This is a genomic window from Streptosporangium sp. NPDC050284, from assembly GCF_044459525.1.
Classification (GTDB): domain Bacteria; phylum Actinomycetota; class Actinomycetes; order Streptosporangiales; family Streptosporangiaceae; genus Streptosporangium.
This window is the reverse complement of sequence record NZ_JBITIZ010000004.1, coordinates 128,263-152,268: the sequence shown is the minus strand read 5'-3', so window position 1 is coordinate 152,268 and position 24,006 is coordinate 128,263. Positions and strand designations below refer to the sequence as shown.

The window sequence follows — 24,006 nt, the reverse complement described above, 5'->3', positions numbered from 1 at the left end:
CCCTGCCCCACGTGGCGGGGCATCGCCACGTCTGCCTGCGGACGATCACCAGGAGGTGGCAGAGTTGCACGTTCGCAACACAGGGATCAAGCACGGCAAAAGTATTCGAAAGTATTGCCGATTCCCTTCCTCCGTGAAACCGTGGAACAGCGAGACTGAACCGGGAACCACATGCCGATCAAGAGACGGAAACCAGGGCCAGATACCGTAAGAGCTAACGAAGCAGGAGGAGGTGGCACCATGGCACACATTCAAGACGTAGCCGCCTACATCCTCGACAAGCTCGGCCCCACGACGGCCATGAAGCTGCAGAAGCTCTGCTACTACTCCTACGGCTACCACCTCGCCTGGGAAGAACGACAGCTGTTTCCCGAGCGCTTCGAAGCCTGGGCCAACGGCCCCGTTTCCCCCGCCCTGTACGCCAAGCACCGCGGCCGATTCCAACTCCAGGCCGGCGACATCAACGGCGACATCAACGTCCTGGACGAAGGCGAGCGCGAGTCCATCGACCTCGTCTTGGCCTCCTACAGCGACTTCACCGCCAACCAGCTGTCCCAGATGACCCACGCCGAGAAGCCGTGGATGTTCGCCCGCGAGCGCGCAGGCGCGTCCCCCATGGAACGCAGCGCCGAACCCCTCACCGACGAGGACATGTTCGAGTTCTTCGACACCATGGTGACGGCCGTCTCGCATGGCGAAGAGGGATAAGCGGCAGCCTGTCCCAGCAGTCCCAAAAGGCAAGAGCAAGCCCGTCGTGCCGGGCTCTCTTGCACCTGGGGCAGGCAAACCGATCGCACCGAAGAAGCTGCTCGGGGTCCATACCAACAGCGATGACGATGACCTGCGCCACCCCGTGTGGCGCCTGTCGCTGCTCGATCGCGAGCATGATGGGAGCTGGTCATGGAAGATCGACGGCGCCACCCTGATGACGATCATCGAAGCGTTGACCGCGATGGAGCGGCTGACCTGGAGAGAGATCCGCGTCCAGCAGGCGCACAGCAAGAGCCGCTCCCTGGCCAAGCATCACGCCCAGCCGGTGGGCAGCCTGTGCGCCGAGGCACAGAAACGGCTCGGCGATCTCGGCCTGGACGACTGGGATGAGCTGTTCCGCTTCCGGATCATGCAAAAGGGCCGCCTGTGGGGCGTGCTGTCGAACGAGTCCCCGCGGGTGTTCTATCCGATCTGGTGGGACCCGGAGCACCTCGTGTCTCCCGTGGATCACGGTTAACGGGCCGAGGAGTCCCGCTTCCCGGCCTGGGGTTTTCTGCCTCCTGCGCTGGTCTCGGCTCCGACGGTAGGAATCGAGGGCCAGCGCAACGCGAAGGAGCCCCCATTGGCGGGGGCTCCTTCGCTGCTTCGACCCCTCCGTAAGGGGCGGGGATGGAAACGGTTCTAAGCCTTCCTCCGGGAGGAGTCTTCAGTCACTCGCCCGTCTCTGGCTCTCGGTGCTCTCGCTGAGCTTCCATGACGCTCTTGAAAGAGATGACCGCCCAACATTGTGGACACCTGAAGACACCACCTCGGGGGCGGCCATGGAACTCGGTGCCACAGGTCGGGTTGGGACACCTCACCAAGGTGAGGTGTCTGGCGGCCTGCAGCTGGCCCAGTCGCTCTGCCTCCAGGCGCAGGACATCAACAGCAGCTCGCCGCTGATCATCGTCTGCTTGTGGCTCCGCAGCCTGCTCGGCCAGCTCATCCACTTGGGCGCGCTGGGCGGCCTCGAGGGCATCCAGGTCGATCTGCCCACCCGGGTAGCTGACCATCTTCACCCGGTCGATGAGTCGTCCGAATGCCTCTTGATGTCGCCGCATGATCAGCCAAACGGCTATGACGATGGCTATCGGCCATGCCAGGGCTCCTATCAGCCCTGCGATAGCTTCGATTAACTTTGCCCAGCTTTCCACCCCATGATCGTCCCTTGGGGAGAGGAGGGCGACGATCGAAGTAGCCGGACTGTGATGTGTCGGCTGTGCGTGGCTTAAGGGCTGCAGCCCAGGTTATTGGCTGGAGGGCTGGTGGCTGCAGCACGGGAAGATGCGGTCGTGGCGTTCCCTTGACCTTGAGGTTGAATCTTGCGCGTTGTTCTGACCCTGCCTTTATACCCGCGATAAGGTGGCTTATCGCGGGTACTCGACAAGCAGGGGAGAGATCGGGGTGGAACTCGCCATACCCGACCAGGCAGGCACCGCGCCCATACCAGCGGAACCCGCCTACACGGCTGCGGACTTCACCATCTCGGACAGCACGCGTGTGCGGCTCGCCGACAGCGTCCCCGCCAACACCCGCCGCGCCTACACCCGCCAATGGAACGCCTTCACCACCTGGTGCGCCGCCAACGGCAGCCGCGTGCCGCTGCCGGCGACCGCACAGACCTTCACCGACTACGTGACACACCTCGCCGACACCGGCTACGCCCCGGCCAGCATCGAACAGGCGATGGGCGCGATCCGCAGCTGCCACACCACCGCCGGACACGAAGGCCAGCCCCACGGCCGCGCCGCCCTGCAAGTCCTGCGCCAGCACCGCCGCCACCTCGCCGAGAACGGGCAACGCCACCAGAAGGAAGCACCCCCCGTCACCATCCCCGTCCTGCGCGCCATGGTCGACGCCTGCCCCGAGAACACCGTGGTCGGCATCCGCGACCGGCTCCTCCTGGTCCTCGGCCTGGCCCTCATGGGCCGCCGCTCCGAACTGGTCGCCCTCAACCGCGCCGACGTCACCCAGACCGAGCACGGCCTGGACGTGGCCATCCGCACCAGCAAGACCGACAAGAACAGCGTCGGCGAGATCATCGCCGTCCCGCGGGGAGACCACCCGCTCACCGACCCGGTCGACGCCTGGCTGACCTGGACCCGCCTCCTCGACGAGGCCGGCCACCACGACGGCCGCCTGCTGCGCCGCCTCTACGTGCACGACACCATCGGCCGGTCCCTCGGCGGCGACGCCATCAACGAGATCGTCCGCTCCTGCGCCATCCGGGCCGGCGTCCCGCGCGCCGCGGAGTACACCGCGCACAGCCTCCGCGCCGGCGGCGCCACCGTCGCCTACGCCGCTGGCCGCCCCATCTCCGTCATCGCCAAGCACGGCCGCTGGTCTCCGACCTCGCCCGTGCTGCTGCGCTACATCCGCGCCGTCGACCGCTGGCGTGACAACGCCATGCGCGGTGTCGGACTGTGAAAACAGCCCCGCCATCTGGTGTCTGAGACCCATGTCGGCAGCTCAACCTTGTGACGTGGGTCGTTCCTCTCCTAAAAGGGGAAACCTCGTGTCCTCTAGCGGGTTCGGTGCAGGACACTGCTGCTCTCGAGGCTCCGTGGCTGTGAGCTCGTTCTGTCGGTGGGGTCTGTCATGATGCCGCTCTTGGGAGATTGGGACGGAGATGCCGACCTATAGCAGGAGGGCAGCCTGTTTGAGCGCGGAAGAAGGATCACCTGTTGTCGAAGTCCGTGATCCTGGCGAGGGATATCGTTGGTGGGTCGCTCACACAGGAGTACGACACCTTGTGTGTTCTTCCTGAGGCCGCGTCCGGCGCACACATGCCGGTTACGCCCGCGATTGGGTGACCAGCAGAAATCCCACGGCCTTCGGGTCGCCACCTTGACGAGCGAGGACCCCCGACTGATGAAAGTGACCCAGCAGGAGATTGAGAACCGGTTGTGGGATGCCGCCGACGAGCTGCGCGTGGCGATGCCCGAGGCGCAGTACTCTTCCGTCATCTTCCCGCTGATGTTCTGGAAGTACCTGTCGGATACCTGGGAGCACCAGCACGAGCTGTTCCTGTCCGACAATGCGGGCTTGGACGACCTGTCCCCCGAGGAAGCCCACGAGATCGAGTACCGCGACTACCAGTCGTTCGAAATCCCGTTTATCCACCCCAACACTGTCCAGCAGCGTCGCGCCTCCTGGACGTCCATCCTCGCCACCATCACCCAGCCCGGCCTCGGCCACCGCGTCCGCGCCTCTCTGCAGGCCATCGAGACAGCCAACCCTGACAAGTTCTCCCGCTTGTTCGGGTCCATGACCTGGACCTCTGAAGAGGTGCTGTCGAGGGAGGTACTGGCGGCGGTTATGCAGACGATGGACCGCACTCCGAAGATGCATGAAGGCAACATGTCCCACGACGTCCTCGGTGGGGCGTACGAGTACTTGCTGAAGCGGTTCTCCGACGGGTCTGGCACCCGAGCCGGCCAGTTCTTCACCTCCCGTGAGGTCGTCGAGTTGATCGTCGAGGTCCTGGATCCCAAGGGCCACGAGTCGGTGTACGACCCGACCTGCGGGTCGGGCGGCATGCTCATCGCCTCCGCTAACCTCCTGAAGGCCCGCGGCGGACGTGGCTACACACTCAAGTTGTACGGGCAGGAGGCCGTACCGGACACCGCGGGTGTGGCCCGCATGAACCTCTTCATGCACAACCTCACCCAGTTCAAGGTCGAGGTCGGCGACACCCTGAAGGACCCGCGCTTCAAGAAGTCCGATGGGTCCGTCGCGCAGTTCGACGTGATCGTCGCTAATCCGCCCTACAGCCTGAAGTGGAAGCCCTGGAGCAATGACCCGCGCATCCTCGGCGGGGTCGCCCCACCGTCGACGGCGGACTGGGCATTCGTCCAGCACATGATCGCCAGCATGAGCCCGAAGAAGGGGCGCGCCGCCGTCGTCTTGCCGCACGGTGTTCTCTTCCGAGGTGGTCAAGAGGCAGCCATCCGCCAGCGCGTCCTAGACGATGACCTGCTCGAAGCAGTCATCGGCCTACCTGCCAACCTCTTCTACAACACCACCATCCCCACGGCGATCCTGGTGTTCCGCGCACCCGGCACGAAGGACCCGGAGCGGCAGGGCGGCGTCCTGTTCATCGACGCCTCCAATCGGTTCGCCAAGGCCAAGAACCGCAACATCCTCACTGATGCCGACATCGCCGACATTGTGACCGCCTACCACTCCAAAATGGACGCTGACGGCAACCCGGTGGACCCCGACGGAGAAGGCGGACTCGCGGCGAAATTCGTTCCCTCCACGGAGATCGCGGCGAACGGGTTCAACCTCAACATCGGCCGTTACATCAAGCAGGCCGCCGCCGAGCAGGAAGACCTCGGCACACTCATCGATGCCTACAACATCGCCCGCGCTGAGCGCCAAAAGACCGAACAGCGCATGCTCGCCGTCCTCTCCGCCGCAGGGATCGAGGGCTTCGATGAGTGACGATTATCCGCTTCGCCAGCTCGGAGAGGTGATGCGCCTCGACATCCAGCGCACACCGATGATGCCTGCAACCACCTACCGTCTGGCCGGGGTCCTGAACGCAGGACAGGGGCTTGTCGCTAAAGGCGAACTCGACGGCGGAGACACAGAGTACGCGGCAATGAACGTGCTGCGCGTCGACCAGGTCGTGATGCGAAAGCTGACCGCGTGGGAAGGCCCGATCACCGTAGTACCTGCCGAGTTCGACGGATTCGTCGTCAGCAACGAGTTCCCGACATTCACGCTTGGTCCAGAACTGATGCCCGACTGGATGAGACACGTCTGCCGCTCACCACGACTGTGGGCAGAAATGAAGAACCGGGTGAGCGGGACAGTTCAACGGCGTAAGCGCCTCACCCCAGAGCAACTCTTGCAGATCGAACTCCCGATCCCACCCCGCGAGGTACAGGTGGGGATCGTCGAGATACTCGACGCAGTTGACGACCAGATCGCCGCACTCGATACCGAATCCGAGGCGCTGGAGGGGATTCTGGAGTTCCTGCGCTCGGACTTGCCAGAGACGGGTCAGCAGCCCATCGGTGACGTATTGCTGGGGATCGACAGCGGCAAGAGCGTCCAAGCTGGCGGAGAAGCCTCTGCTGAGGACGAGTACCGAATCTTGAAGCTCAGCGCGGTGCAGCGTGGTTGGTTCAAGCCTTCTGAGGCAAAGACGCTCACAGAGGGCGCCGCGTTCTCGCCTAGTCATGTGGTGAAGAACGGGGACCTACTCATAACGCGGGCAAACACGCCAGAGCGTGTCGGCTTCGTTGCCGTCGCAAAGAACGTACCTGAGGGGACATTCATTCCTGATCTGATCTGGCGCCTTCGTGTAGACGAGTCTCGCGTTTCCATGGACTATCTCGAACATGCTTTATCATCGCGCGAATTGCGGACGCTTATCTCTGCTGCGGCGGGTGGAACGAGCAAGTCGATGGTTAAGATCAATAAGCGCGGTTTCGGCGCTATTCGAGTGCCCATTCCGCCGCTTCCTGAGCAGGGTGAGTACGTCCGGCGGTGCGACGTCGTGGTCGGGGGGATCATGGCCATCCGTGCTGAGGCGGCCCGTCTTCGTCAGGTTCGGGCGAGGCTGCTGGAAGGGCTACTGGACCGCACCATCGACATTGAATCCGCTTAGTTGGAGGGCTGAGTCGTGGCGAAGGGCATTCGAGAGCGTGAGTTCCAGAACCTGATGATCCAGTGGTCCCTCCCCATGGGCTGGGCCTTCACAGCGGGCAGGTCGTTGCCGCGTGAAACGACGCAGACAGTCGTCGCCAGCGAGCTGCGGGACGCCGTCGTCCGGCTCAACCCTGGAGTGATCGGCGGGTTCGACGTGGACGCGGTGGTCGAGGAGATCGTCGCCACGGTCAACGCCGTCGAGGGCGGGTTGGTGCGGGCCAACGAGCAGGTGCTGCGCCTGCTACGCGGGCACAAGGAGTTCCGGGATGCCAGCGGCGTGTGGCATGCCTTGAAGGTGATCGACTTCGAGCATCCGACCGCCAACACGCTGGTCGTGTCGGACGAGGTGACCATCACTGTCCCCGGCAAGACCTCCCGCCGGTTCGACCTCGTGTACTGGGTCAACGGTCTGCCCCTGGTGGTGGTTGAGGTGAAGTCGCCGACCGCGAAGTCTGGTTGGGCGGATGCGGTCCGCGAGATCAACGACGTGTACGCCACCGAGTACCCGTGGTTTTTCACCCCCAACGTCTTTGCCGTCGCTTCCGACGGGCTGAGGCTGCGGTTCGGTGCCGCCGGTGCCCCCACGAACCTGTGGCAGCCGTTCCGGTCCACTGCCGACGATGAGAACCTGTCCGGGCAGGCCGACGTGCAGCGCTCCGCTGAACTGCTGCTCAACCCGGCCACCGTCTTGGACATGCTGGCGAACTTCGCCTTGTTCGACACCTCCGGAGGCGGGGTGGACATGAAGTACCTGCCCCGCTACCCCCAGATGGAGGCCGCCCACCTCATCCACGAGCGAGTTCTGGCCGGCGGCCGGAAAGGTCTGATCTGGCACCACCAGGGCAGCGGGAAGACGCTGCTGATGGTGTTCGCCGCCTCACTGCTGCTGGCCGACACCCGCACCGAGTCACCCACGATTATCCTGCTGTCGGACCGCACCCAGCTCGTCCGCCAGACCTCCGGGGTTTTCACCTCCGCCATGGGGAGCGCCTACTTCCAGCAGCCCACCACCGGCCAGGAGTTACGTTCCCTGCTGGCCGACGACGTGCGCGGCGTCATCTCCACGACCGTCCATAAGTTCGCCGACGCCGGCAAGAACCTGTCGATGCGGGACAACATCATCGTGTTGGTCGACGAGGCACACCGCACCCAGTCCGCCAAGTCGACGTCCCTTGCCGGGCAGATGCGCGCAGCGTTGCCGAACGCGAAGTTCTTCGGCATGACCGGCACCCCAATCAGGAACCTCGCCACCGACACCTTCGCCCTCTTCGGCGAAGAGACCGACTCGGACAGGGTTCTGCACCGGTATTCGGTGTCCCGGTCTCTACTGGACGGGGCCACCGTCCCGGTCCTGCTGGACCCGCACCCGGTCGCCTTCGATTTAGACGACCAGGCGTTGCAGGCCGAATTCGACCAGTTCGCCGATGACTTCGACCTCGACGACCCCGACCGTGAGCTCTTGTCCCGCAAATTCGGGCGCCTCACCTCGGTGTTCGCCAACCCCGACCGCATCCACGCGGTCTGCCAGGACATCGTGGACCACTACCTGGCCGGCGCCTACCGCAACGGCCTGAAGGCCCAGGTCGTCGCCTACAACCGTGAGCTGGCCGTGGCATACACGGACAAGATCAACGAGCTGCTGGCCGGCTTCGAGGCGTCACAGGTGCTCGCCGAGGTCGGCAAGCATGGTCGGATCACCGCCGAGGTGAACATCTCCGTCTCGGATGCCAAGAGCGAAGACCCCGCCATGCGGCCGTTCCAGCTTTCGGAGGCCGAGGAGGAAAAGCAGAAGCGGCGGTTCCTCACCCCCGACGACCCGCTGTGCTTTCTCGTGGTGACCGCGAAGCTGATGACCGGGTTCGACGCCCCCAACGAGGGCGTCCTCTACCTGGACAAGCCGCTGAAGGCCCACACCCTCTTCCAGACGATCACTCGCCCGAACCGCACCTGGGTGTCCCCGACCGGATTTGTGAAGACCTCCGGCGTGATCGTGGACTACATCGGGCTGGCCGAAGAAGTCCAGCGGGCCGTCATCGACCCCACCTCGTCGGAGGCCGGCAAGGGCGGCGGGTTCGTCACCGATCTGTCCGAACTGGTCGACGAGTTCCGCACCACCTTCGCCCGCATCGAAGACCTTTTCGTAGACGTGGACGGCCTCGACCTCACGGTCCACGGATACGAGTCCGTACGGGCCATCAACGCCTTCCTGGACGCCAACCCCGGCGCCGCCGAAGTGTTCACCAAGGACTACCGGCTCCTGGCTCGCCTGTACCCGCTCATCAGCACCGACAAGCGGGTGGCCAAGTACCGCGACGGTTTAGGGCTGTTCGGGTCCGTGTACACGACCTTGTTCAAGAAGTCCTCCGATGAGGACAGGAAGGAGCGGTTGAGTGAGCTGGGGCCGATGGTCCTGGAGATCATCAACGCCCACGTCCACTCCTTCTCCGTGGTCGCCACCCGAGAGGAAGCCCTCGTCCTGGACGCGCAGGGCATCGCCATCCTCAAGGAACTGCTGTCCCTTGTCCGCCCCAAGCCCGGCAGGGACGACGGCGACAAGAAGCCGCCGTCCGCGGCGGAGATCTTGGATCACATCAAAGCCGCCCTCGAAAAGGGTGTCGAACCAGGGTCCGCGAAGTACACCGCCCTCGCAGAGCGGATCAAGCTGCTGCGGGATCGGATCATCCAGAACTCCCAGGACGCCCTGGAGTTCCTGTCCGAGGCACTCTGGATCGCTCGCGCCATCGTGAACGCGGGGAAGCACCCTGATGAAGCCGTCGTGCTGGACGACGATCACGTGGGTGTCCTGACGCGGATCATCCGCGACCATGCACCGCCCGGCCTCACTATCACGGAAAGAAACCTGGCCGAGGAGATCGACCAAGTGGTCACCCGCACCCTCGCCCGGTCATGGGACAACGCCGACGCCCGCAACCGAGGCGCCCGTCGCGCCACCGCCGCAGTCTTTCGCAGATACATGTTGAAGCCGGTAGGGGAGCCATATGACTCCACCGTCGCCTACATCGAAGCCCACTACCTAGTCGACTGACGAATAGAGGCCCGGCTCCCGTGCGGCTGCCGGGCCTTCGCGTTTTGCTTCGCTGGGCAGACGAGGCCGCGAATTCATAACGTCATGCCACGACGGGTGATTGAATTCTTACGCTGTGTGGATGACTTTGATTTCTGACCCCGTCAGGTGGGTTCTGTACGCTTTCGCCGCCGAGAACACGCATGAACCGCTGGAACGTCAGTTCGCCGTGATGCGGGGCCACGTCGTCTCCGAGGGAGGGGTGGTCGTCGGCGAGCACAGCGACGTCGGGTCGCATCGGTCCGGTCGTGCCGCCGCGTTCGCCCAGGTCGGCGACGGCAGCGCGGACCGTGTCCTGGTCTTCGACCTCGGTCGGCTCACCCGCAAGACGGAGGAGTTCGAACAGGTCAGGCAGCTGGTGCTGCAGACCGAAGTCGACCTTCGCTCCGTGCAGCAGGGGCGCATCGCCGCCAGCGACCTCACCGTGGCGGCCGCGCCCATCGTGTGCGGCTGGCGGCAGGAGATCCGCGCCCAGCGCGTCGCGCGCAACACCGAAATGAAGCGGCAGCTCGCCGAACGTGCCGAACGCGTCAGCCAGCTGGAGAAGGACCTGCGGGTCACGGTGAAGCCTTGGTGCTGTCCGTGTTTGCTGCGCCACCCCGAGCGTCGCGCCGCCCACGAGCGGCGCGACGATGTTTGCGACATCGACTACGGCGGGCTGCTGGATCACGGCTCGTCATGGTGGCGTGAGGGTCAGCTGTTCGCCGTGGTGTCCGAGCCGTACAACATCGCCGGCAAGGACGTCGCCGTGCTGACCGTCAGCTGCGCCCCTTACAACCTGGGTGTGCTGGTCAGCGGTGAGCATGCGGTGCACTTCCCGCCGAGAACGCTCGCTGTCATCGTGACCCGGGGCGAGGAGCGGGTGCCTCACCGCGACGAATAGTTCCGGTGTCGGCCGTATGGCCTGTGCGGCAACGGCCGTTACGAGATGATCGGGGGGTGGCCGACTCTTCGACCGTTGTCCAGCCGGGTGGCTTGGGCAGGCCGCCTCCCTGCTGTCGCCCCAGCGCCTGCGGGCACGTGTTCCACTGCCCGACGTGCGGCGCCGGATCGGCTCATCCGCAAGACGCCGCGAACGACTACTGCGGGGCGTGTGGCTATCAGGAGCGCCCGCCCGCGTGGTGAGTGCCGGGGCTGGGGCTGTTCGTAGGCCGGCGGTTGTGGCGTCGTGATGTTCCTGTGAGGTGCGGAATTCATCACACCACCAGCTGTATATCAAGTTCATAATTTGCTATGCTTTTGATATACAAAAAGGAGGGGTTTACATGCATCTGCTGGTAGCGACGACCCAGACGCAGGGGCGCCGCGGCGACGACTTCCACTACTGCAAGGAGGGCGAGCTCGTTCGCTTCGCGTCCGCCTGCGGGCGCGACGGCGGCGACCCCGCCGGAGGGTGTGGCTGCGCCCGATCCTTCGCCGGGTTCGACTCGGCGAAGGCCACGACCACCGCCCTGGTGCGCGAGGTCGACATGAGCCGCGACGACTACGTCCAGGCGCTGATCTCCGCGTACGCCTTCCCTGTCCCCGGCGTGGAGGCGGCGATCGCGGTCGAGGCGGACTCGCTGATCGCCCTGGCCGGGCGGCTGCCGCTCGGCGCGGTCGTCGAGGTGCGGGGGGAGGAGCTTCGCGTCCGGGACGTGGTGGACGGCGCGTAGCCGGCCGCCGGAGGGTGCCCCTTCGTGGGGCGCCCTCCCGGCGGCGGGGAATTCAGAGTTATTTTCCCCGAAACCTGCGACTATCAATAGTATAACTAGATATGATGAAGATATATCGGGAGTTGTTCAGGGCTCCCGGCACCGACCAGGAGGGGCAATGACCACCACAGCAGCACAACACCCGCACGGCCCGGCCGACCCCGGGAACGGCAGCGTCACCGCCGCCCAGCTGCGGGCGATCGTCAGCGAGGTCTCCGACCGCTACATGGAACGCTCCGGGGTGGTGCAGACGCTGGTGGCCGCCATGCTGGCCGGCCAGCACAGCCTGCTGCTCGGCCCGCCCGGAACGGCCAAATCCGAACTCGCGCGGGAGCTGACCGGCCGCATCGCCGGCGCCCGGATGTGGGAGATCCTGCTCAGCAAGTACAGCGACCCCAAGCGCATGTTCGGCCCGATCGACGTGGCCGCCCTGATGCAGGGCACCTACACGCAGGTGTTCGAGGGCCGTGCCACGCAGGCCGACATCGCGTTCATCGACGAGATCTTTAAATGCGGGCCTGGGGCATTGAACGAACTGCTGGGGCTCCTCAACGAACGCCTGTACCACCCGGAGAACGGGGGCGCCCCGATCGAATGCCCGCTGCTCACCGCGATCACGGCCAGCAACGAGCTGCCGTCCGGTGAGGAAAGCGCCGCCATCTACGACCGGCTGCTCGTCCGCATCAGGGTCGACTACCTGGCCGACCTCAGCAACTTCGCGCGGCTGCTGCGCTCCACCTCCACCTCCGCCCCCGTCGCCGCGGCGCCGACCACGGTGGCGCTGGCCGACCTGCAGACCGCCATCCGAACCCACGTGCCCGCCGTCGCCGTCACCGACCCCATCGTGGACATCGTGTGCACGCTGCGTACCGCGCTGCGCCGCGCCGGGATCATCGCCTCCGACCGCCGGTGGCGGCAGGCGATGCGGCTGCTGCAGGCGCTGGCGTTCCTCGAGGGCCGCCCCAGCGTCGAGGTCAACGACTTGCAGATCCTCACCCACGTGCTGTGGGACGCCCCCGAAGACCAGCCCGCCGTGGAACGGGAGGTGCTGCAGCTCATCAACCCGCACGCGCGTGAGGCGCTGACCCTGCTGGACGGTGTCACCGCGCTGGAGGTCGAGCTGGACGCGCTCGCGGGCAAGTCGCGGGAGGAAGTCGCCGACTGGGCCATCAACGAGGCGAACGGGAAGCTCCGCAAGGCCGGCCAGCGCCTGGAGGAGCTGCTTCAGCAGTCGAAGGCAGCGGGCCGCTCCACCACCCAGATCGCCGAGATCGACGCCAAGCGCCGCGCCGTGCACGCCCGCGTGATGGTCGAGGCGCTCGGCATGGACGCCTCCATGATCACCGTCTGAGAAGGGGCACACGACATGATCAAACGTAAGCCGTTGACCGCGCTGAAAGACCTCGCGGCCCGCGCCGGGCGGTGGCTCGGCCTGGCCGCCCCGCCCACCCTGCACACCAGCGCCATCGCAAGCGACCCGTTCGACGAGATGGCGTGGCGCGACACCTACGAGCAGGCGGGCGCGCTGCGCGACCTGGCCTACGACCTGGCCGACCGGCACGACCACACCGACGACCTGCTGCGCGACGTGTGGAGCGCCGCCTACAAGGCGGCGCCCCAGCCGCGGCCCAGCTCCGAGATGGAGCGTTCCAGGCTGCTGAACCACCGGGTGGTGTCGGCGCTGCTGGGCAGCGCCGACTTCACGCAGCTGCGCACCCACACCGTCGGCGACCCCTACGCCGCGGCGATGGCGGTACTGGCGCAGAGCGCCGCGCTGCGCGCCATGCTGGAGGAGACCCGGCAGGCGCAGCAGGCCGCCCAAGCCGCCGAAGACGCCCGCCAGCTCGCCGCGCAGGCGGCACACGCCGTACAAGACGCCCTACAAGCCGCCGCCGCAGCAGCAGCCGACGGCGACAGCGGCGGTGGTGTTCCTGACGGTGCCGAACAGCAGGTGGCGGCAGCGATCGCAGCCGCCGAAACCGCCGACCAAGCCGCCGCCCAGGCCGACGTGGACGCTCACGCGGCGCTCGCCGAAGCCGGCCCCCGCATCGACGCCGCCGCCCGCGCCGCCGCCGCCGAAGCCGCGCAGCAGGCCAGCGACGAAGCCGACGTGCTGGCCGGGTGGGGAGTACAAGCCGGGCAGCTGCAGCGGATGAGCTTCGAGGAGCGCAGCCAGCTCGCGCAGCGGCTGGCCGGTAACCGGCTGGCGGAGTTCGCATCACTGATCGGCCGGTTCCGCGCCATGGCGAAAGGGGAGCGGGCCAGCAAGGTGCGGGGCGCGCCCGGCGAGCTGGTCGGCGTCACCCTCGGCGACGACCTGTGCCGGCTGGTCCCCTCGGAGCTGGCCGCGCTGGCGGTGCCGCCGCTGCGCGGCGACTTCGTCAGCCGTCTGGCCGAGCGGCGGCTGATGACGTACGAGACGCGCGGTGAGGACATCGCAGGGGAGGGCGCCATCATCGCCTGCGTCGACTGCTCCGGTTCGATGAAGTCGAAGGACGGCAGCGGCGTCACCAGGGAGGCGTGGGCGAAGGCGTGCGCGCTGGCCCTGCTGGACCAGGCCCGCGCCAGCCGCCGCACGTTCGTCGGCGTCTTGTTCGCCAACGCCCAGCAGGTGGAGGTGTTCACGTTCCGGGAGGGCCGCGCCGACCTGGAGCAGGTGCTGGAGTTCGCCGAGCGTTTCTTCGGCGGCGGCACCAGCTTCCAGGCGCCGTTGGACGCGGCGGCCGACGTGCTGCAGGGGCAGTACGACGGCGACGGAACCCGGCACGGCGACATCGTGTTGATCACCGACGGGGAGTGCGGCGTCGACGACGAGTGGATGACGCAGTGGCGTCGGCGCAAGGCGCTGCTGGGCCACCGCGTGTTCGGGGTGGCGGTCGCCGTCCGCCCCAGCCCGGCCCTGGAAGAGCTCTGCGACAGCGTACGAACCGTCACCGACCTGGCCGACCTCGACACGGCCGCCGACCTGTTCCGCCTCATCTGACCCCACCACGGTACTGAAACGCCCGTTGAAGCAGCAGAAGGGAATTGGATCATGAGCATCGACCCGCAGGCAGTACCGCAGGCAGCCCAGCAGGCCGCACCGCAGGAGGGCGGAGCCCTCGACACGCTCGCAGCGTTCAGCAACTACGCCTCCCTGGAGGGCGGGCAGACGCCGATCCTGGGGCACCTCGTCCTGTACTCGATTTTCGAGGGGAAAGTGACCGTCGACATGATGCACCGCTGGTTCCTGGAGCTGGGCCTGGACTCGGCGTTCGTGCCCGGCGAGATCCGCGAGATCGACGCCTACGAGCGGGTGACCGGCAAGACAGGGGTCCGCGTCACCTACTCGCTGGACGGCGCCCCGGCCGGGCGGCGGCGCCGCGCGCCGGGCGACAAGGAGCGGGAGGCGACCTTGATGATCCGCCACGTCAGCCGTGAGGGGCTGCGGCTGGTGAGACACCTGGTGCGGGAGGTCCGCGACGAGGGCCGCTCCCGGCTCACCTACGACACTCGGCTCGCGGAGGTCGTGTTCTGGCGCGACCCGCTCGACTCCGGCAAACCCGGCAAGGGAACCTTGCAGGTCATCCCTGACCACGCCGCGATCACCGCGCTGGCCCCCGAAGAGCAGACGAAGGTCCGCGAAACCCTCGACAAGATCGAAGAGGAGTTCCGGTACCAGTGCAGGTACCTGACCAGTGACCGGCTGCGCACCGTGATCCGCACCTACGTGGAAGCGCTGCAGGCGGTACGGGTCCGCGCCACCGGAGGCGTCTACTTCGTCCACCGCACCCACGCCGACACGCTGGCGGCGCTGCGCGAGCTGGCCGAACGCATGGGCGGAGGCAGCCACCTGGTGCGTGTCCCCCTCCCCGACCAGGAGGAGATGCGAGAGATGGTCATCGCGGCGTTCACCGCGAAAGCCAAAGAAGACCTCAACAAGCTCGCCGCTGACATCGCCGCAGCCCAGCGGGAAGGCCACTCCGACGCCACGATCGCCGGCCTGCACAAGCGGTTCCGGGCTTTGCAGGCCGCCACCGCCGAACACTCCACGCTGCTCAGCTCCTCCCTGGAGGAGACCAAAGACGCCCTGCTGCTGGTCAACGCCCAGTTCAGCAACCTGCTGGCCCGCAGCGGGTGACGCGACCAGGCGGCGCAGCGGAAACCCCCACCCCACCCCCGGCCAGCAGGCACAGAGGGGGTGGGGTTTTCCGTGTCGGCGGAACCGTACGGCTTCCCCGGCTCAACCCCACCTGGGTCCCCTGCGGGCCGTGGAGGCCGCGTCACAGACGCGCTCAGCGCCGCCCCCGCACGGTTTTCCCCCCCTGCCGGGGCGCCTGCCCGGCCAGGCGGTGTTCGCGGGCAGGAGGCCGTGCAGGTCGGCGGCAGCTAGCGGCTGACGCTCGGATCAGCGATCGGACAAGGAGGCGATGAGCCGGTCGGCCTCGTCGACGGTGGGGTTGGAACGGGCGGGAACCCAGGAGGCCCGCAACCGGCCGAGCTCGGTTTTGACGCGCCCCGAGGTGAGCAGCGGAAGATCCGTCCGGAGCTGCAGGATGGTGGCGGCGGCCTCGTCGGGGTGACGCCGGCGGACCTGCAGGTCAGCGAGGCGGCAGGTGATGAGCGCGCGGGAGCGGCGTTCGACGGTGCGGCGGGCACGGTTGGAGTCGATGAGGTGCCGCTGGGCGGCGGGCAGGTCCGCCAGGTGGGCGAGCGTCATCCCGGTCTGGTGCTCCAGGGCGGCGCGGCGGTAGGCGCCCGTCCACTGCGACTCGGGCACGGAATCGGCGCGTTCCACGTCTGCTTCGGCTTGGCGTAGCGCGATGAGCGCGGCCTTGGGGTTGCCGTTGGCGGCGTGTGCTTCGGCGCACATGCCGGCCATCCAGGCGCGGACCCGGAGCGGGCCGCCGCGTAGGGTCGACGCCGCCGCCTCGGCGAGATCGACGGCGCGGGCAGGGTGGCCGAGCTCGACGGCTTGGACCGCGAGGCCCCGCAGAGCGGTCGCTTTCGCCACCGGGTCGCCGGCTTCCTGGGCGAGCCGGGCAGCCTGAATGTAATAGTTCTGCGCCAGCCCGGGAGAGTCCCCAGCGTCGGAGGCCATGAACGCCGCCAGATACGTCATCTGGGAGGCGGCTGAGAACAGCGCGGGCCGGGCCTGCCCGCTGGTGCCCTGCAGCAGGGGCCCCACCTCGTGAACGAGGTAGGCGAGGACGGCGGTGCGTGCGTGGCCGCCGCCGAACAGGTCGTCGGCGGCGGAGAACTGGCTACTCATCACGCGGATGCGTTCGGCGTCGGAGTCGCCGGCCTGGCGAGGCTGCCCCGGACGGTCAACGGTGGTGAGGAGTGCGGGCGGCAGGTTCAGCGCGGCAAGCGAGTACAGGCCAGCGCTGAGCAGCGATCGCCGGTTGAGCATGTCGTCCCTCCCCAGGCGGGTCACCCAGGTCATGGGATCGCACTCCCACGGATTCTCAGGTGCCGCTTCGTTGTGTGGCCACCCCAGGTCGTGAGCGGCGAGGTCACGGCCGAGCAGCCGGACGAACGCCTCGACGATGACGGGAACCGCCGCCGACGCAGGGATGGTCCCCGACAGCCAGTGTGCGATAGCGGCCGGGTCGTAGTACATACCCTGCCCAGTTTCAGCCCCGACAGCGTTGATCGTTTTCGCGATGTGTGTGTAGGGCTTCCCAGCGGCCGCGATCGCCTCCTGCAGGGCGGTGTTCTTCACCGGGTGGTGTCGTTGTCTCGGCATTTCTATCCCCTCGTGTCGCTTTCCATGTGGCCCGAGGATCCAAAACCATCCAATACCGAAAGCCCTGTTCGATCAGGTCGTTGCGCCCTTCACTCGTCAGTGAGACCAGAACGTGACGGTGTGAGAGCGAAGCGCGACGGGAGGGGCCGACGATTGATTACCCAGCAGGGAGAGCGGTGGTTCACTGCCGCTGACGCGGCCAAACTGTTCGGCCCGGGAATCGTCACCAGCAGCACCACGGGGCGCCGGGTTTGGTACGAGGAACACGACCCGGCTGCCGCGGTGCGTGTCGCGCTCGGCGTTGCCCGCCGCTCCTGGGTTGACGCCGTGGCGGTCGCTCCGGTCGGCGCCGCCCTGGCCCAGGCCGGTCTGGCGTTGGCCTTCGCCAAGCACCTGCACGAAGTACGACGTCGGCATGGTCTGCACGGCGCGTGGGTGACGAGCCCGCTGCGGCCGCCCCTGCCTCGGCTCGGGTTGTGCCGCCTCCCGCACCTGGTCACCGCTGCAGGCCCTGACGGGACATGGCAGGACATCGCGGTGTGGGAGGTCATGACCGAGGAGCGCTTCACGGAGTGGCTCGGTCGTGAAACGGTCGGCTTGGCCGAACTCGAGGCGAGGCTTCCCCGGCTGCTCGCGCTGCGCCGGGCCGTCCGTGAGGGCACGCTGCCCGACACCCAGGCCGTTCGTGAGCTGCAGGAGTTGCTGCGGACCCGCTGCCTGTCGACACGGCTGGTACTCGAACGCCCGAACTTCTTCGATTCTCTGATCGCTTTCAAGGAGGAACGTTCGTGAGGAACAGCTGTGCGTCGCCAGTTGACTACGCCAGTGCGCCGGTGACGTTGCCGGTCAGCATCTCCGTCTACCAGCCCGGTACGTTCCTGGACGCGGAGCTCGCCGACCTCGGCCATGCTGCGCTGCGCGGCTGGCCGGATCAGCGGCCGATGACGGCGGCCCTGGTGCGGTCCCTGCTGCGGACCTTCGAGGGTTCCCCTCCGACGCTGATGTTCCTGACCCGTACCGCGGGCGGCGACCTGGTCGCGGCAGCAGCCTTGTGCTACCCCGCCGGGCCCGGCGTACCGGGTCGCCTGTGGGGGCCGGTGGTCGACCCGGGCTGGCAACGGCAAGGGCTGGGCACCGTCCTGCTGGAGCAGGTCAACGCATGCCTGCTTGATCGTGAGACGGTCCTGGTCACCGCGGAGATCCCGGCGATCCGACGGCACGGCTGCGCGTTCTTCACGAAAGCCGGGTGGCGCCTGCACTCCACTGCCGCCCTGCTGCATACCCTGACCATTCCCGCGCCGGGGGGAGACCTGCCGGACCTGCGGGTCTTGGGCGCGGAGGATGCCGCCGCGCTGGGCCGCCTGTATTACGCGGTCCACCCCACCTGTGAGCCTTTGGTCGCCGCAGGCATCTACCGGCGGTGGAGCACCGACGAGCGGTTCGTCACCGATGGTCTGGTCGGTGTGGCCAGCCCTGACGGGGAGCTACAGGCGGCCGCCCTGATGTACCCGCTGATCCACGCCAACCCCGGAGAGCCGGCGGAGGCTCTGCTAGCTGAGGTGCTCGTTCACCCCGGCGCAGACCGGGCGGCCCTGGTCGGCCCGCTGATCGCGGCAGTTCTCGACGCAGGTGCCCGGCACGACGCCCTGGTGGCTCGCGCCGTCGTCTCGACCACCGAACGTGCCCTGCTGGCTGATCTGCACGCGGCAGGCCTGGCCACGGTGGAGGAAGTCCGCTCCTACCAGGCGCCGCTGACGCTCCGGCTCAATCGGTGAGTTCGAGCGGTGTGGCCGGGGCGCCGTCGCGAAGGTATCCAGCGATGAGGTCACCCAGCCCGATCGGGTACACGGTTTGGTCGCTGGTGGCCAGCTCAGTGAGGGTCCACCAGCGCCAGGCGCGGATGTCATCAGGCTGGGTCGCATGCTCGGGGTCGACGTCATCGGCGTGGACGCGGGCGGCGTAGTACTTCTCGACCTGCCGAACCGGCTGGCCGCCGACCAGGTGGTCCTTGCTGCGAACGGCAAGCTCAGGGCCGAGCGTGACATCGTTGACGCCGAGTTCCTCGCGAAGCTCCCGCTGCGCTGCGCTGTGATGGTCTTCACCGGGTTCCAGGGAGCCACCGGGGGTGGCCCAGAATCCGCCGTTTTCCTCATAGCGCAGCAGCAGCCGGTCGTGCTCATCGAGGGTGACGACGCGGGCAGCGTGGCGCAGGGTCGGGGTGGGCATGCGCCTATTGTCGCTGGCCTGGAAGGTGGCCAGCGCATGAGCAGGGGTTTCCACGATGGGCTCGCGGTCGTTGAAGCTGGTGTTGAGAAGGTGGAGCGTCAGCCGAGCAGGTGCAAAACCCGCTCGGCCTGGCGTTCCAACGTGCCTTCCGGGTTGCGGGATGCGAAGGGCCCATCAGGGCCGAGCATCAGAAACCAGCCCAGGGCGAGCAGCCGCCGGAAGTCCCGCACCCGTGCGGTCTCCTGACGGGTCAGGTCGCTGTTAGCCAGAAGGTGCTCTGCGTCGAAGGTGCCGTCGACGCGGGAGATGTGCTCGGCCACTTCGGCGAGTTCAAACATGCGGTCGCTACGGCCGGAGTCTTCCCAGTCGATGATCCGCACCTGATGGTCGTCCCACAGGTAGTTGGCGTGGTTGCCGTCGGACAGGCCGAGTACCGGGGGCAGCGGGTCGGTGGTGAGCGCGTCGGGGGCTGCACTGGCCAGCCACGCTGTCCCTGCCTGGTAGGCCCGCAGCGCCAGGGGATCCTCCCCGAGGTTCGGCTGCTTGTCGGCCCAGGTGCGGACCTTGGTCACGGCGGCGGCTGGTCCCCACGCGGCGGGCTCGACGGTCTCGATCACGTGCGTGGGGATCGCCTGGTGCAGCCGGGCGAGGGCGGCGGCCACCGCGGCGACCTGCTCGCTCGTGGCGTGTTCGCCACGCAGCACTCGGCCGGGCAGGCGGCTCATCACCACCACGGGCGGCGCCGCGTCGAGGTCGGCCTGGATGGGCGCGGGTGCCAGGCCGGGCGCGTGCTCGGCAAGCAGTGTCAGCGCGGCCCATTCGCGGTGGGGTTCTCGCCGCTCCCACGACCGATATCGCTTGATCACGACGTGGTCGCCGATGTCGAGATCATGGGTAGTGGATTGGCTGACTGTCACGCGGGTGCCTCGCCTTCCTGCCGTCCCCGAAAAGGGGCGCTTTTAAGGAAGCGGTAGATGAGTCATCGAGGCTATCGCAGTTCATGTCAGACCATCACGGGCATTCGATCAAGCTTTTGGCTGCTGTTGCATTACCTCCTGATAGACCTGCTGGTATCGGTCGGCTACCCGTGGCCAGGCGTAATCGCGGCGGACATGATCGACGCCGTTGGCTGATCGGCGGGTGCGTTCGGCCGGATCGGCGAGCGCGGAGGTCAGGGCGGCGGCCAGGTCGGCGACGTCGTCGGGTGCTACCAGCCACCCGTCCGCCTGCGGCCCACGCGCAGTGATGAGGGTGGCGGGGCCACCCGTGCTGGTGGCGATCGGTGGCACGCCGCACGCGGCGGCTTCGATGTAGACCATGCCGAAGCTTTCGTTGACCGCGGGGGCGGCCATGAGATCGGCGCAGTTGAGGCCGGCCGGCAGTTCGTCGTGGCCGCGCCAGCCGATCAGGTAGACGTGCCGGTCGATGCCCAGCCTGCGTGCGGCCTCATACGGGTGCTCGCCCTCGTTTTCGCCGGGGTAGCCGCCCCACAGCAGCAGGATCGGCGCGGGCGAGGTCTCCTTGATCGTGGTGGCGAATGCCTCCAGCAGGACGTTGAGGCGTTTGACCTGCTGGTAGCGGCCAATCCACAAGATGATGGGCCGCAGCTGCCCGTCGGGGGTGAGCATGGCCGCCAGGTCCTCGTCGGTGTAGCGGATGCTGCCCGGCATCTGCCCGGGCGCCCACCCTTGGGGATCATCGACGAGCCAGTGGCGCAGCAGCGCCAGCTTCTGACCGACGGTGAGGTGTTGCGGTACGAACCGGGTGGTGTCCACCCCGTTGCCGATGACGGTTACCTGGGGGGCGGGGAGGCCGAGCAGCCGCTCGACCTCGGCCTGGTCGCTGGTCGACACGGTGACGATCCGGCCGGCCTGCCGGGCGTAGGCGTTCATCAGGGCAACCCAACTGTCGGCGTGGCTCCAGTGTCGCCAGTCGAGGGCGTGTACCCGCTCGCGCAACGCGGCCTCAAGCTCGCGGGGCAGGAGCTGCTCAAGCGCGTCATGGCGAGCGCCGGGGTCAGGGTGGCGGCATGCTCGCGCCAGCTGCTCCAAGGACACCCCTGTTCGAGCAGCCAACCTGGTGTGCTGCTGGGCTTGGTCGAGCAGCTTGAGGTCGGTGCCGTGAAAGGTGGTGACCCTCGGGATGCCCGGGTAGGCGCGGGCGACTGCGGCCTGCAGGTGGCTGAGGTGGTGGACGTGGACGACGTCGGGGCGTTGGCTACGACGGCTGATCAGATGCTGGGCCCACGCATTGACCAGGTGTGCTGTCGTGGGAGCGGTGACGGCGGTGAACATGCGGTCCGGCGCGTCCGGGCCACGGTCTTCGAAGGAAGGGTGGAACGGCGCCGCCTGGCCATCCATCGCGCTGCCGCCCCGCGCGTAGGCATCGGCGGCCGGCGTGTAGTCCATCGCCGTGACTGGCAGATTCTGGTAGAAGGTTTCGGCGTGGCTGAACTGGCCGGGCTGGCCGAGGGAGCCGCACAGGATGCGGCAGGTATGGCCTCGGCCGGTGAGGTCAGCGGCCAGGTAACGGATGACTTGGGCCGAGCCGCCGCGGGGGAAGAACTGGACGGCGGTGTCGATGGTGAGCCTCACAGCAGGGTCCTTTCCTGGGGCATGAGAGCGAGGGCGGTGGCTGGTACGTCGTGGCCTGCCGGTTGCAGACGAGGCACGGGCGTGCTGCTGCCGGTCTGCGCGGCAGTGAGAATGGCCTCGGTCGCGGCGACCGCTGCGGCTCCTTCGTGCAGGGTGACGATGTCGTGCGAGCGGCCGTAGAGCGCGTCGCGGAATGCCTCGTTTTGGGCGTAGAAGGGTTCCGCCCCGTCGACACGGCATCTGATCATCGGCCCGGCGGCCATGCCGGGAAAGCCTTCCGACTGGCCGATGCCCTGGTGGGCGGCGTTGGTGTGGTGGGTGATGGTGCGCGTGATCGCGTCCACGCTCACCCGTCCGGAGGCGGTGTAGAGGGTGACGAGGCGTTCCTTGAGCGGCGCGATGCGGCTGACCTCGATGGTGGCCAGCCCCCCGCCGTCCAGGACACACGTCGCGGTGGCCAGGTCTTCGTGGGAGCGGCCGGAGATGCGGACGGTGTGGGCGGTGACCGACGTGATCTGGTGGCCGGTCAGGTAGGCCACCAGGTCGACGTCATGGATGCCGATGTCGCTCACCACGCCCACGTCGCGAATCCGGTCAGGGAACGGGCTGTGTCGGCGGGTGGCCACGGTGTAGATGGGGCCGAACTCGCCGGAGCGCAGCCGGGCGACGAGCTCACCGATGGCGGGGTTTCGCCGTTCGGTGTGGTTGACGGCCGCGACGAGGCGTTGCTGGTCGAAGGCGTCGACTAAACGCCTGGACGCCGCCAGAGTAGAAGCCAAGGGCTTTTCGATGAGGGCGTTGATTCCGGCGGCGGCCAGGGCGAGCCCGACCTGATCATGGGTGGCTGTCGGCGTGGCCACCACGCAGTAGTCCAGATCCAGGGCCAGGAGGCCGTCGACATCGACGGCCTGGTGCAGGGCTGGGTAGGCGGCGCGCCGATCGGGGTCGGTGTCGGCCACGGCGACCAGGTCCACGCCGTCCATCTGAGACAGCGCTCGGGCGTGGACGGTGCCGGCCCAGCCCAGGCCGATGACTGCTGCGCGAAGGGATCTGCTCATTGTGGAACCACCTACATGCGCGAGGAACGGACAGGGACAGGCGGCGCGTCGCAGCCTTGACGCGCCACCCTCGATCGACGGGGGGTCCAGCTAGCGGCTGGTGTTCCAGGCGGTGACCCGGTCGCGTTCGTCGGGCAGCCACGACGGGATGGCTGCCGGGGTGGCCTGCAGCCACGCCAGGTAGCGGGCTACGCCGTCGGAGATCGGCGTGCTCGGCTGCCAGCCGAGCACGCTGGTCATGCGCGTGATATCGGCGCGGCCGCCGAGTGGGTCGCCGGCGGGCCTGGGCGCTGCCTCGAACACGGTTGCGGGGAGGTGAGAGCGGACCAGTTCGGCGACCTCCAAGATGCTGGTGGTCTGGCCGGTGCCGATGTTGAACGTGGCGCCGCTCGCCTGCGGAGCGATCAAGGCGCGGATGATGGCGTGGGCGGCGTCGTCGACGTGGACGAAGTCGCGGACCTGGCGGCCGCTGTTGTTGAGCGGGAGCGGCTGGCCGAGGGTGGCGTACATGCAGAACTGGGCAACCACCCACGACCAGGCACCCGGCTTGGGAATCTGCCGCTCGCCGTACACCGAGAACGGCCGGACGATCGTGTAGTCCACCCCGGCGGCCTCCAGCAGGTGCCGGGTGTGTGTCTCCCCCCATAGCTTGGCCGTGGCGTAGGGGTTGAGCGGGCTCATGGGCTGGTCCTCGGTGAAGATCTGCACCTCGTCCAGGCCCGCGACGCCGTGCCCGTACACCTGGGCGGAGGAGATGAACACCAGTCGCCGCACGCTGCCGTCGGCGGCAGCGCGCAGGATGCGGTGGGTTCCGGCGATGTTCGCGTGAAAGGCAGCGTCGGGGTTGCGCAGACATCCGGCCACGGTGGAGAACGCGGCGGCGTGGATGACGAAGTCGCTGCTCCGGACGAGCCGGTCGATGAGCGGCTGGTCGTTGATGTCGCCGACGACCAGGCCGGGCGTGTCCTGGGTGGCGCCCAGGAGAGCGTAGGTGGCCGAGTCGTAGCCGGACAGGTCGTCCACGGCGGTCGCGCTTGCGCCTACGGCGCTGAGGTGCCGGGCGATGGCGGCGCCGATGAGCCCGGCTCCGCCGGTGATGAGGATGCGTGCTCCGTCGAGTTCAACCAGATCGGTGAACATCGTGAAAGATCCTTTCCTGGTTGGTGCCGGAGGTGGCGGGTGCAGGCTTGTGAGGAGGGCGGCGGACCGG

20 protein-coding genes are annotated in these 24,006 nt (G+C 67.5%); 14 read left to right on the top strand and 6 right to left on the bottom strand.

The features are described from left to right. The first annotated feature begins 240 nt into the window (after positions 1-240). The 12 genes from ACIBH4_RS11470 to ACIBH4_RS11415 all read left to right on the top strand — a co-directional run bounded on the left by ACIBH4_RS11470 (position 241) and on the right by ACIBH4_RS11415 (position 15,310). The gene (locus ACIBH4_RS11470) at positions 241-708 is read left to right on the top strand and encodes a type II toxin-antitoxin system antitoxin SocA domain-containing protein (protein WP_362766998.1); all 468 of its coding nucleotides are present in this window, start codon (positions 241-243) and stop codon (positions 706-708) included. Next, a complete protein-coding gene (locus tag ACIBH4_RS11465) occupies positions 692-1,228 on the top strand; it encodes a hypothetical protein (protein WP_362766982.1) in 537 nt (178 codons plus the stop codon). Before ACIBH4_RS11470 ends, ACIBH4_RS11465 begins: the two co-directional genes overlap by 17 nt. A 352-nt stretch (positions 1,229-1,580) precedes the next feature. After that, complete coding sequence (locus ACIBH4_RS11460) at positions 1,581-1,886, top strand: hypothetical protein (protein ID WP_362766979.1); 306 nt, start codon at positions 1,581-1,583, stop codon at positions 1,884-1,886. Between the two features lie 226 nt (positions 1,887-2,112). Beyond that, on the top strand, positions 2,113-3,177 hold the full coding sequence (locus tag ACIBH4_RS11455) for an integrase (protein WP_399171924.1): 1,065 nt from the start codon (positions 2,113-2,115) through the stop codon (positions 3,175-3,177). Between the two features lie 444 nt (positions 3,178-3,621). After that, positions 3,622-5,196 (top strand): N-6 DNA methylase, encoded by a 1,575-nt coding sequence (locus tag ACIBH4_RS11450; RefSeq protein WP_362766973.1) that lies wholly within the window; start codon positions 3,622-3,624, stop codon positions 5,194-5,196. Next, positions 5,189-6,370, top strand: a complete 1,182-nt coding sequence (locus tag ACIBH4_RS11445; RefSeq protein ID WP_362766970.1) for a restriction endonuclease subunit S — start codon at positions 5,189-5,191, stop codon at positions 6,368-6,370. The genes ACIBH4_RS11450 and ACIBH4_RS11445 overlap by 8 nt, the downstream gene beginning before the upstream one ends. A gap of 15 nt (positions 6,371-6,385) precedes the next feature. After that, a complete protein-coding gene (locus tag ACIBH4_RS11440) occupies positions 6,386-9,457 on the top strand; it encodes an HsdR family type I site-specific deoxyribonuclease (RefSeq protein WP_362766967.1) in 3,072 nt (1,023 codons plus the stop codon). Between the two features lie 121 nt (positions 9,458-9,578). Beyond that, positions 9,579-10,379 carry a recombinase family protein gene (locus tag ACIBH4_RS11435; RefSeq protein WP_362766964.1) on the top strand — a complete coding sequence of 267 codons (801 nt, stop codon included), beginning with the start codon at positions 9,579-9,581 and terminating at the stop codon, positions 10,377-10,379. 382 nt (positions 10,380-10,761) lie between these two features. Continuing rightward, positions 10,762-11,151, top strand: a complete 390-nt coding sequence (locus ACIBH4_RS11430; RefSeq protein WP_362766961.1) for a hypothetical protein — start codon at positions 10,762-10,764, stop codon at positions 11,149-11,151. 157 nt (positions 11,152-11,308) lie between these two features. Beyond that, complete coding sequence (locus tag ACIBH4_RS11425) at positions 11,309-12,541, top strand: AAA family ATPase (protein WP_362766958.1); 1,233 nt, start codon at positions 11,309-11,311, stop codon at positions 12,539-12,541. A gap of 15 nt (positions 12,542-12,556) precedes the next feature. Then, on the top strand, positions 12,557-14,173 hold the full coding sequence (locus tag ACIBH4_RS11420; protein WP_362766955.1) for a VWA domain-containing protein: 1,617 nt from the start codon (positions 12,557-12,559) through the stop codon (positions 14,171-14,173). Between the two features lie 51 nt (positions 14,174-14,224). Continuing rightward, a complete protein-coding gene (locus ACIBH4_RS11415) occupies positions 14,225-15,310 on the top strand; it encodes a DUF6744 family protein (protein ID WP_362766953.1) in 1,086 nt (361 codons plus the stop codon). Positions 15,311-15,577: 267 nt separating this feature from the next. Here the strand turns inward: ACIBH4_RS11415 and ACIBH4_RS11410 are convergent, their stop codons facing one another. Then, positions 15,578-16,918, bottom strand: coding sequence for a hypothetical protein (locus ACIBH4_RS11410; protein ID WP_362766950.1), 1,341 nt, complete (start codon positions 16,916-16,918; stop codon positions 15,578-15,580). A 153-nt stretch (positions 16,919-17,071) separates the two neighbouring features. On the opposite strand from ACIBH4_RS11410, the gene ACIBH4_RS11405 reads away from it, so the two are divergent. Continuing rightward, positions 17,072-17,710 carry a hypothetical protein gene (locus ACIBH4_RS11405; RefSeq protein WP_350946945.1) on the top strand — a complete coding sequence of 213 codons (639 nt, stop codon included), beginning with the start codon at positions 17,072-17,074 and terminating at the stop codon, positions 17,708-17,710. Further along, positions 17,707-18,693: a GNAT family N-acetyltransferase gene (locus tag ACIBH4_RS11400; RefSeq protein ID WP_362766947.1), complete on the top strand. Its 987-nt coding sequence runs from the start codon at positions 17,707-17,709 to the stop codon at positions 18,691-18,693. The genes ACIBH4_RS11405 and ACIBH4_RS11400 overlap by 4 nt, the downstream gene beginning before the upstream one ends. On the opposite strand, the gene ACIBH4_RS11395 is transcribed toward ACIBH4_RS11400, so the two are convergent. The 5 genes from ACIBH4_RS11395 to ACIBH4_RS11375 all read right to left on the bottom strand — a co-directional run bounded on the left by ACIBH4_RS11395 (position 18,683) and on the right by ACIBH4_RS11375 (position 23,936). Beyond that, positions 18,683-19,144, bottom strand: coding sequence for an NUDIX domain-containing protein (locus ACIBH4_RS11395; RefSeq protein WP_362766944.1), 462 nt, complete (start codon positions 19,142-19,144; stop codon positions 18,683-18,685). The two genes, ACIBH4_RS11400 and ACIBH4_RS11395, sit on opposite strands and share 11 nt — an antisense overlap. A 98-nt stretch (positions 19,145-19,242) precedes the next feature. Next, a complete protein-coding gene (locus ACIBH4_RS11390) occupies positions 19,243-20,061 on the bottom strand; it encodes an aminoglycoside phosphotransferase family protein (protein WP_362766941.1) in 819 nt (272 codons plus the stop codon). Positions 20,062-20,169: 108 nt separating this feature from the next. After that, positions 20,170-21,738, bottom strand: a complete 1,569-nt coding sequence (locus ACIBH4_RS11385; protein ID WP_362766938.1) for a glycosyltransferase family 4 protein — start codon at positions 21,736-21,738, stop codon at positions 20,170-20,172. Then, positions 21,735-22,796, bottom strand: a complete 1,062-nt coding sequence (locus ACIBH4_RS11380) for a Gfo/Idh/MocA family oxidoreductase (protein WP_362766936.1) — start codon at positions 22,794-22,796, stop codon at positions 21,735-21,737. Before ACIBH4_RS11380 ends, ACIBH4_RS11385 begins: the two co-directional genes overlap by 4 nt. Positions 22,797-22,886: 90 nt before the next feature. Next, positions 22,887-23,936, bottom strand: coding sequence for an NAD-dependent epimerase/dehydratase family protein (locus ACIBH4_RS11375; protein WP_362766933.1), 1,050 nt, complete (start codon positions 23,934-23,936; stop codon positions 22,887-22,889). Positions 23,937-24,006: the final 70 nt, after the last annotated feature.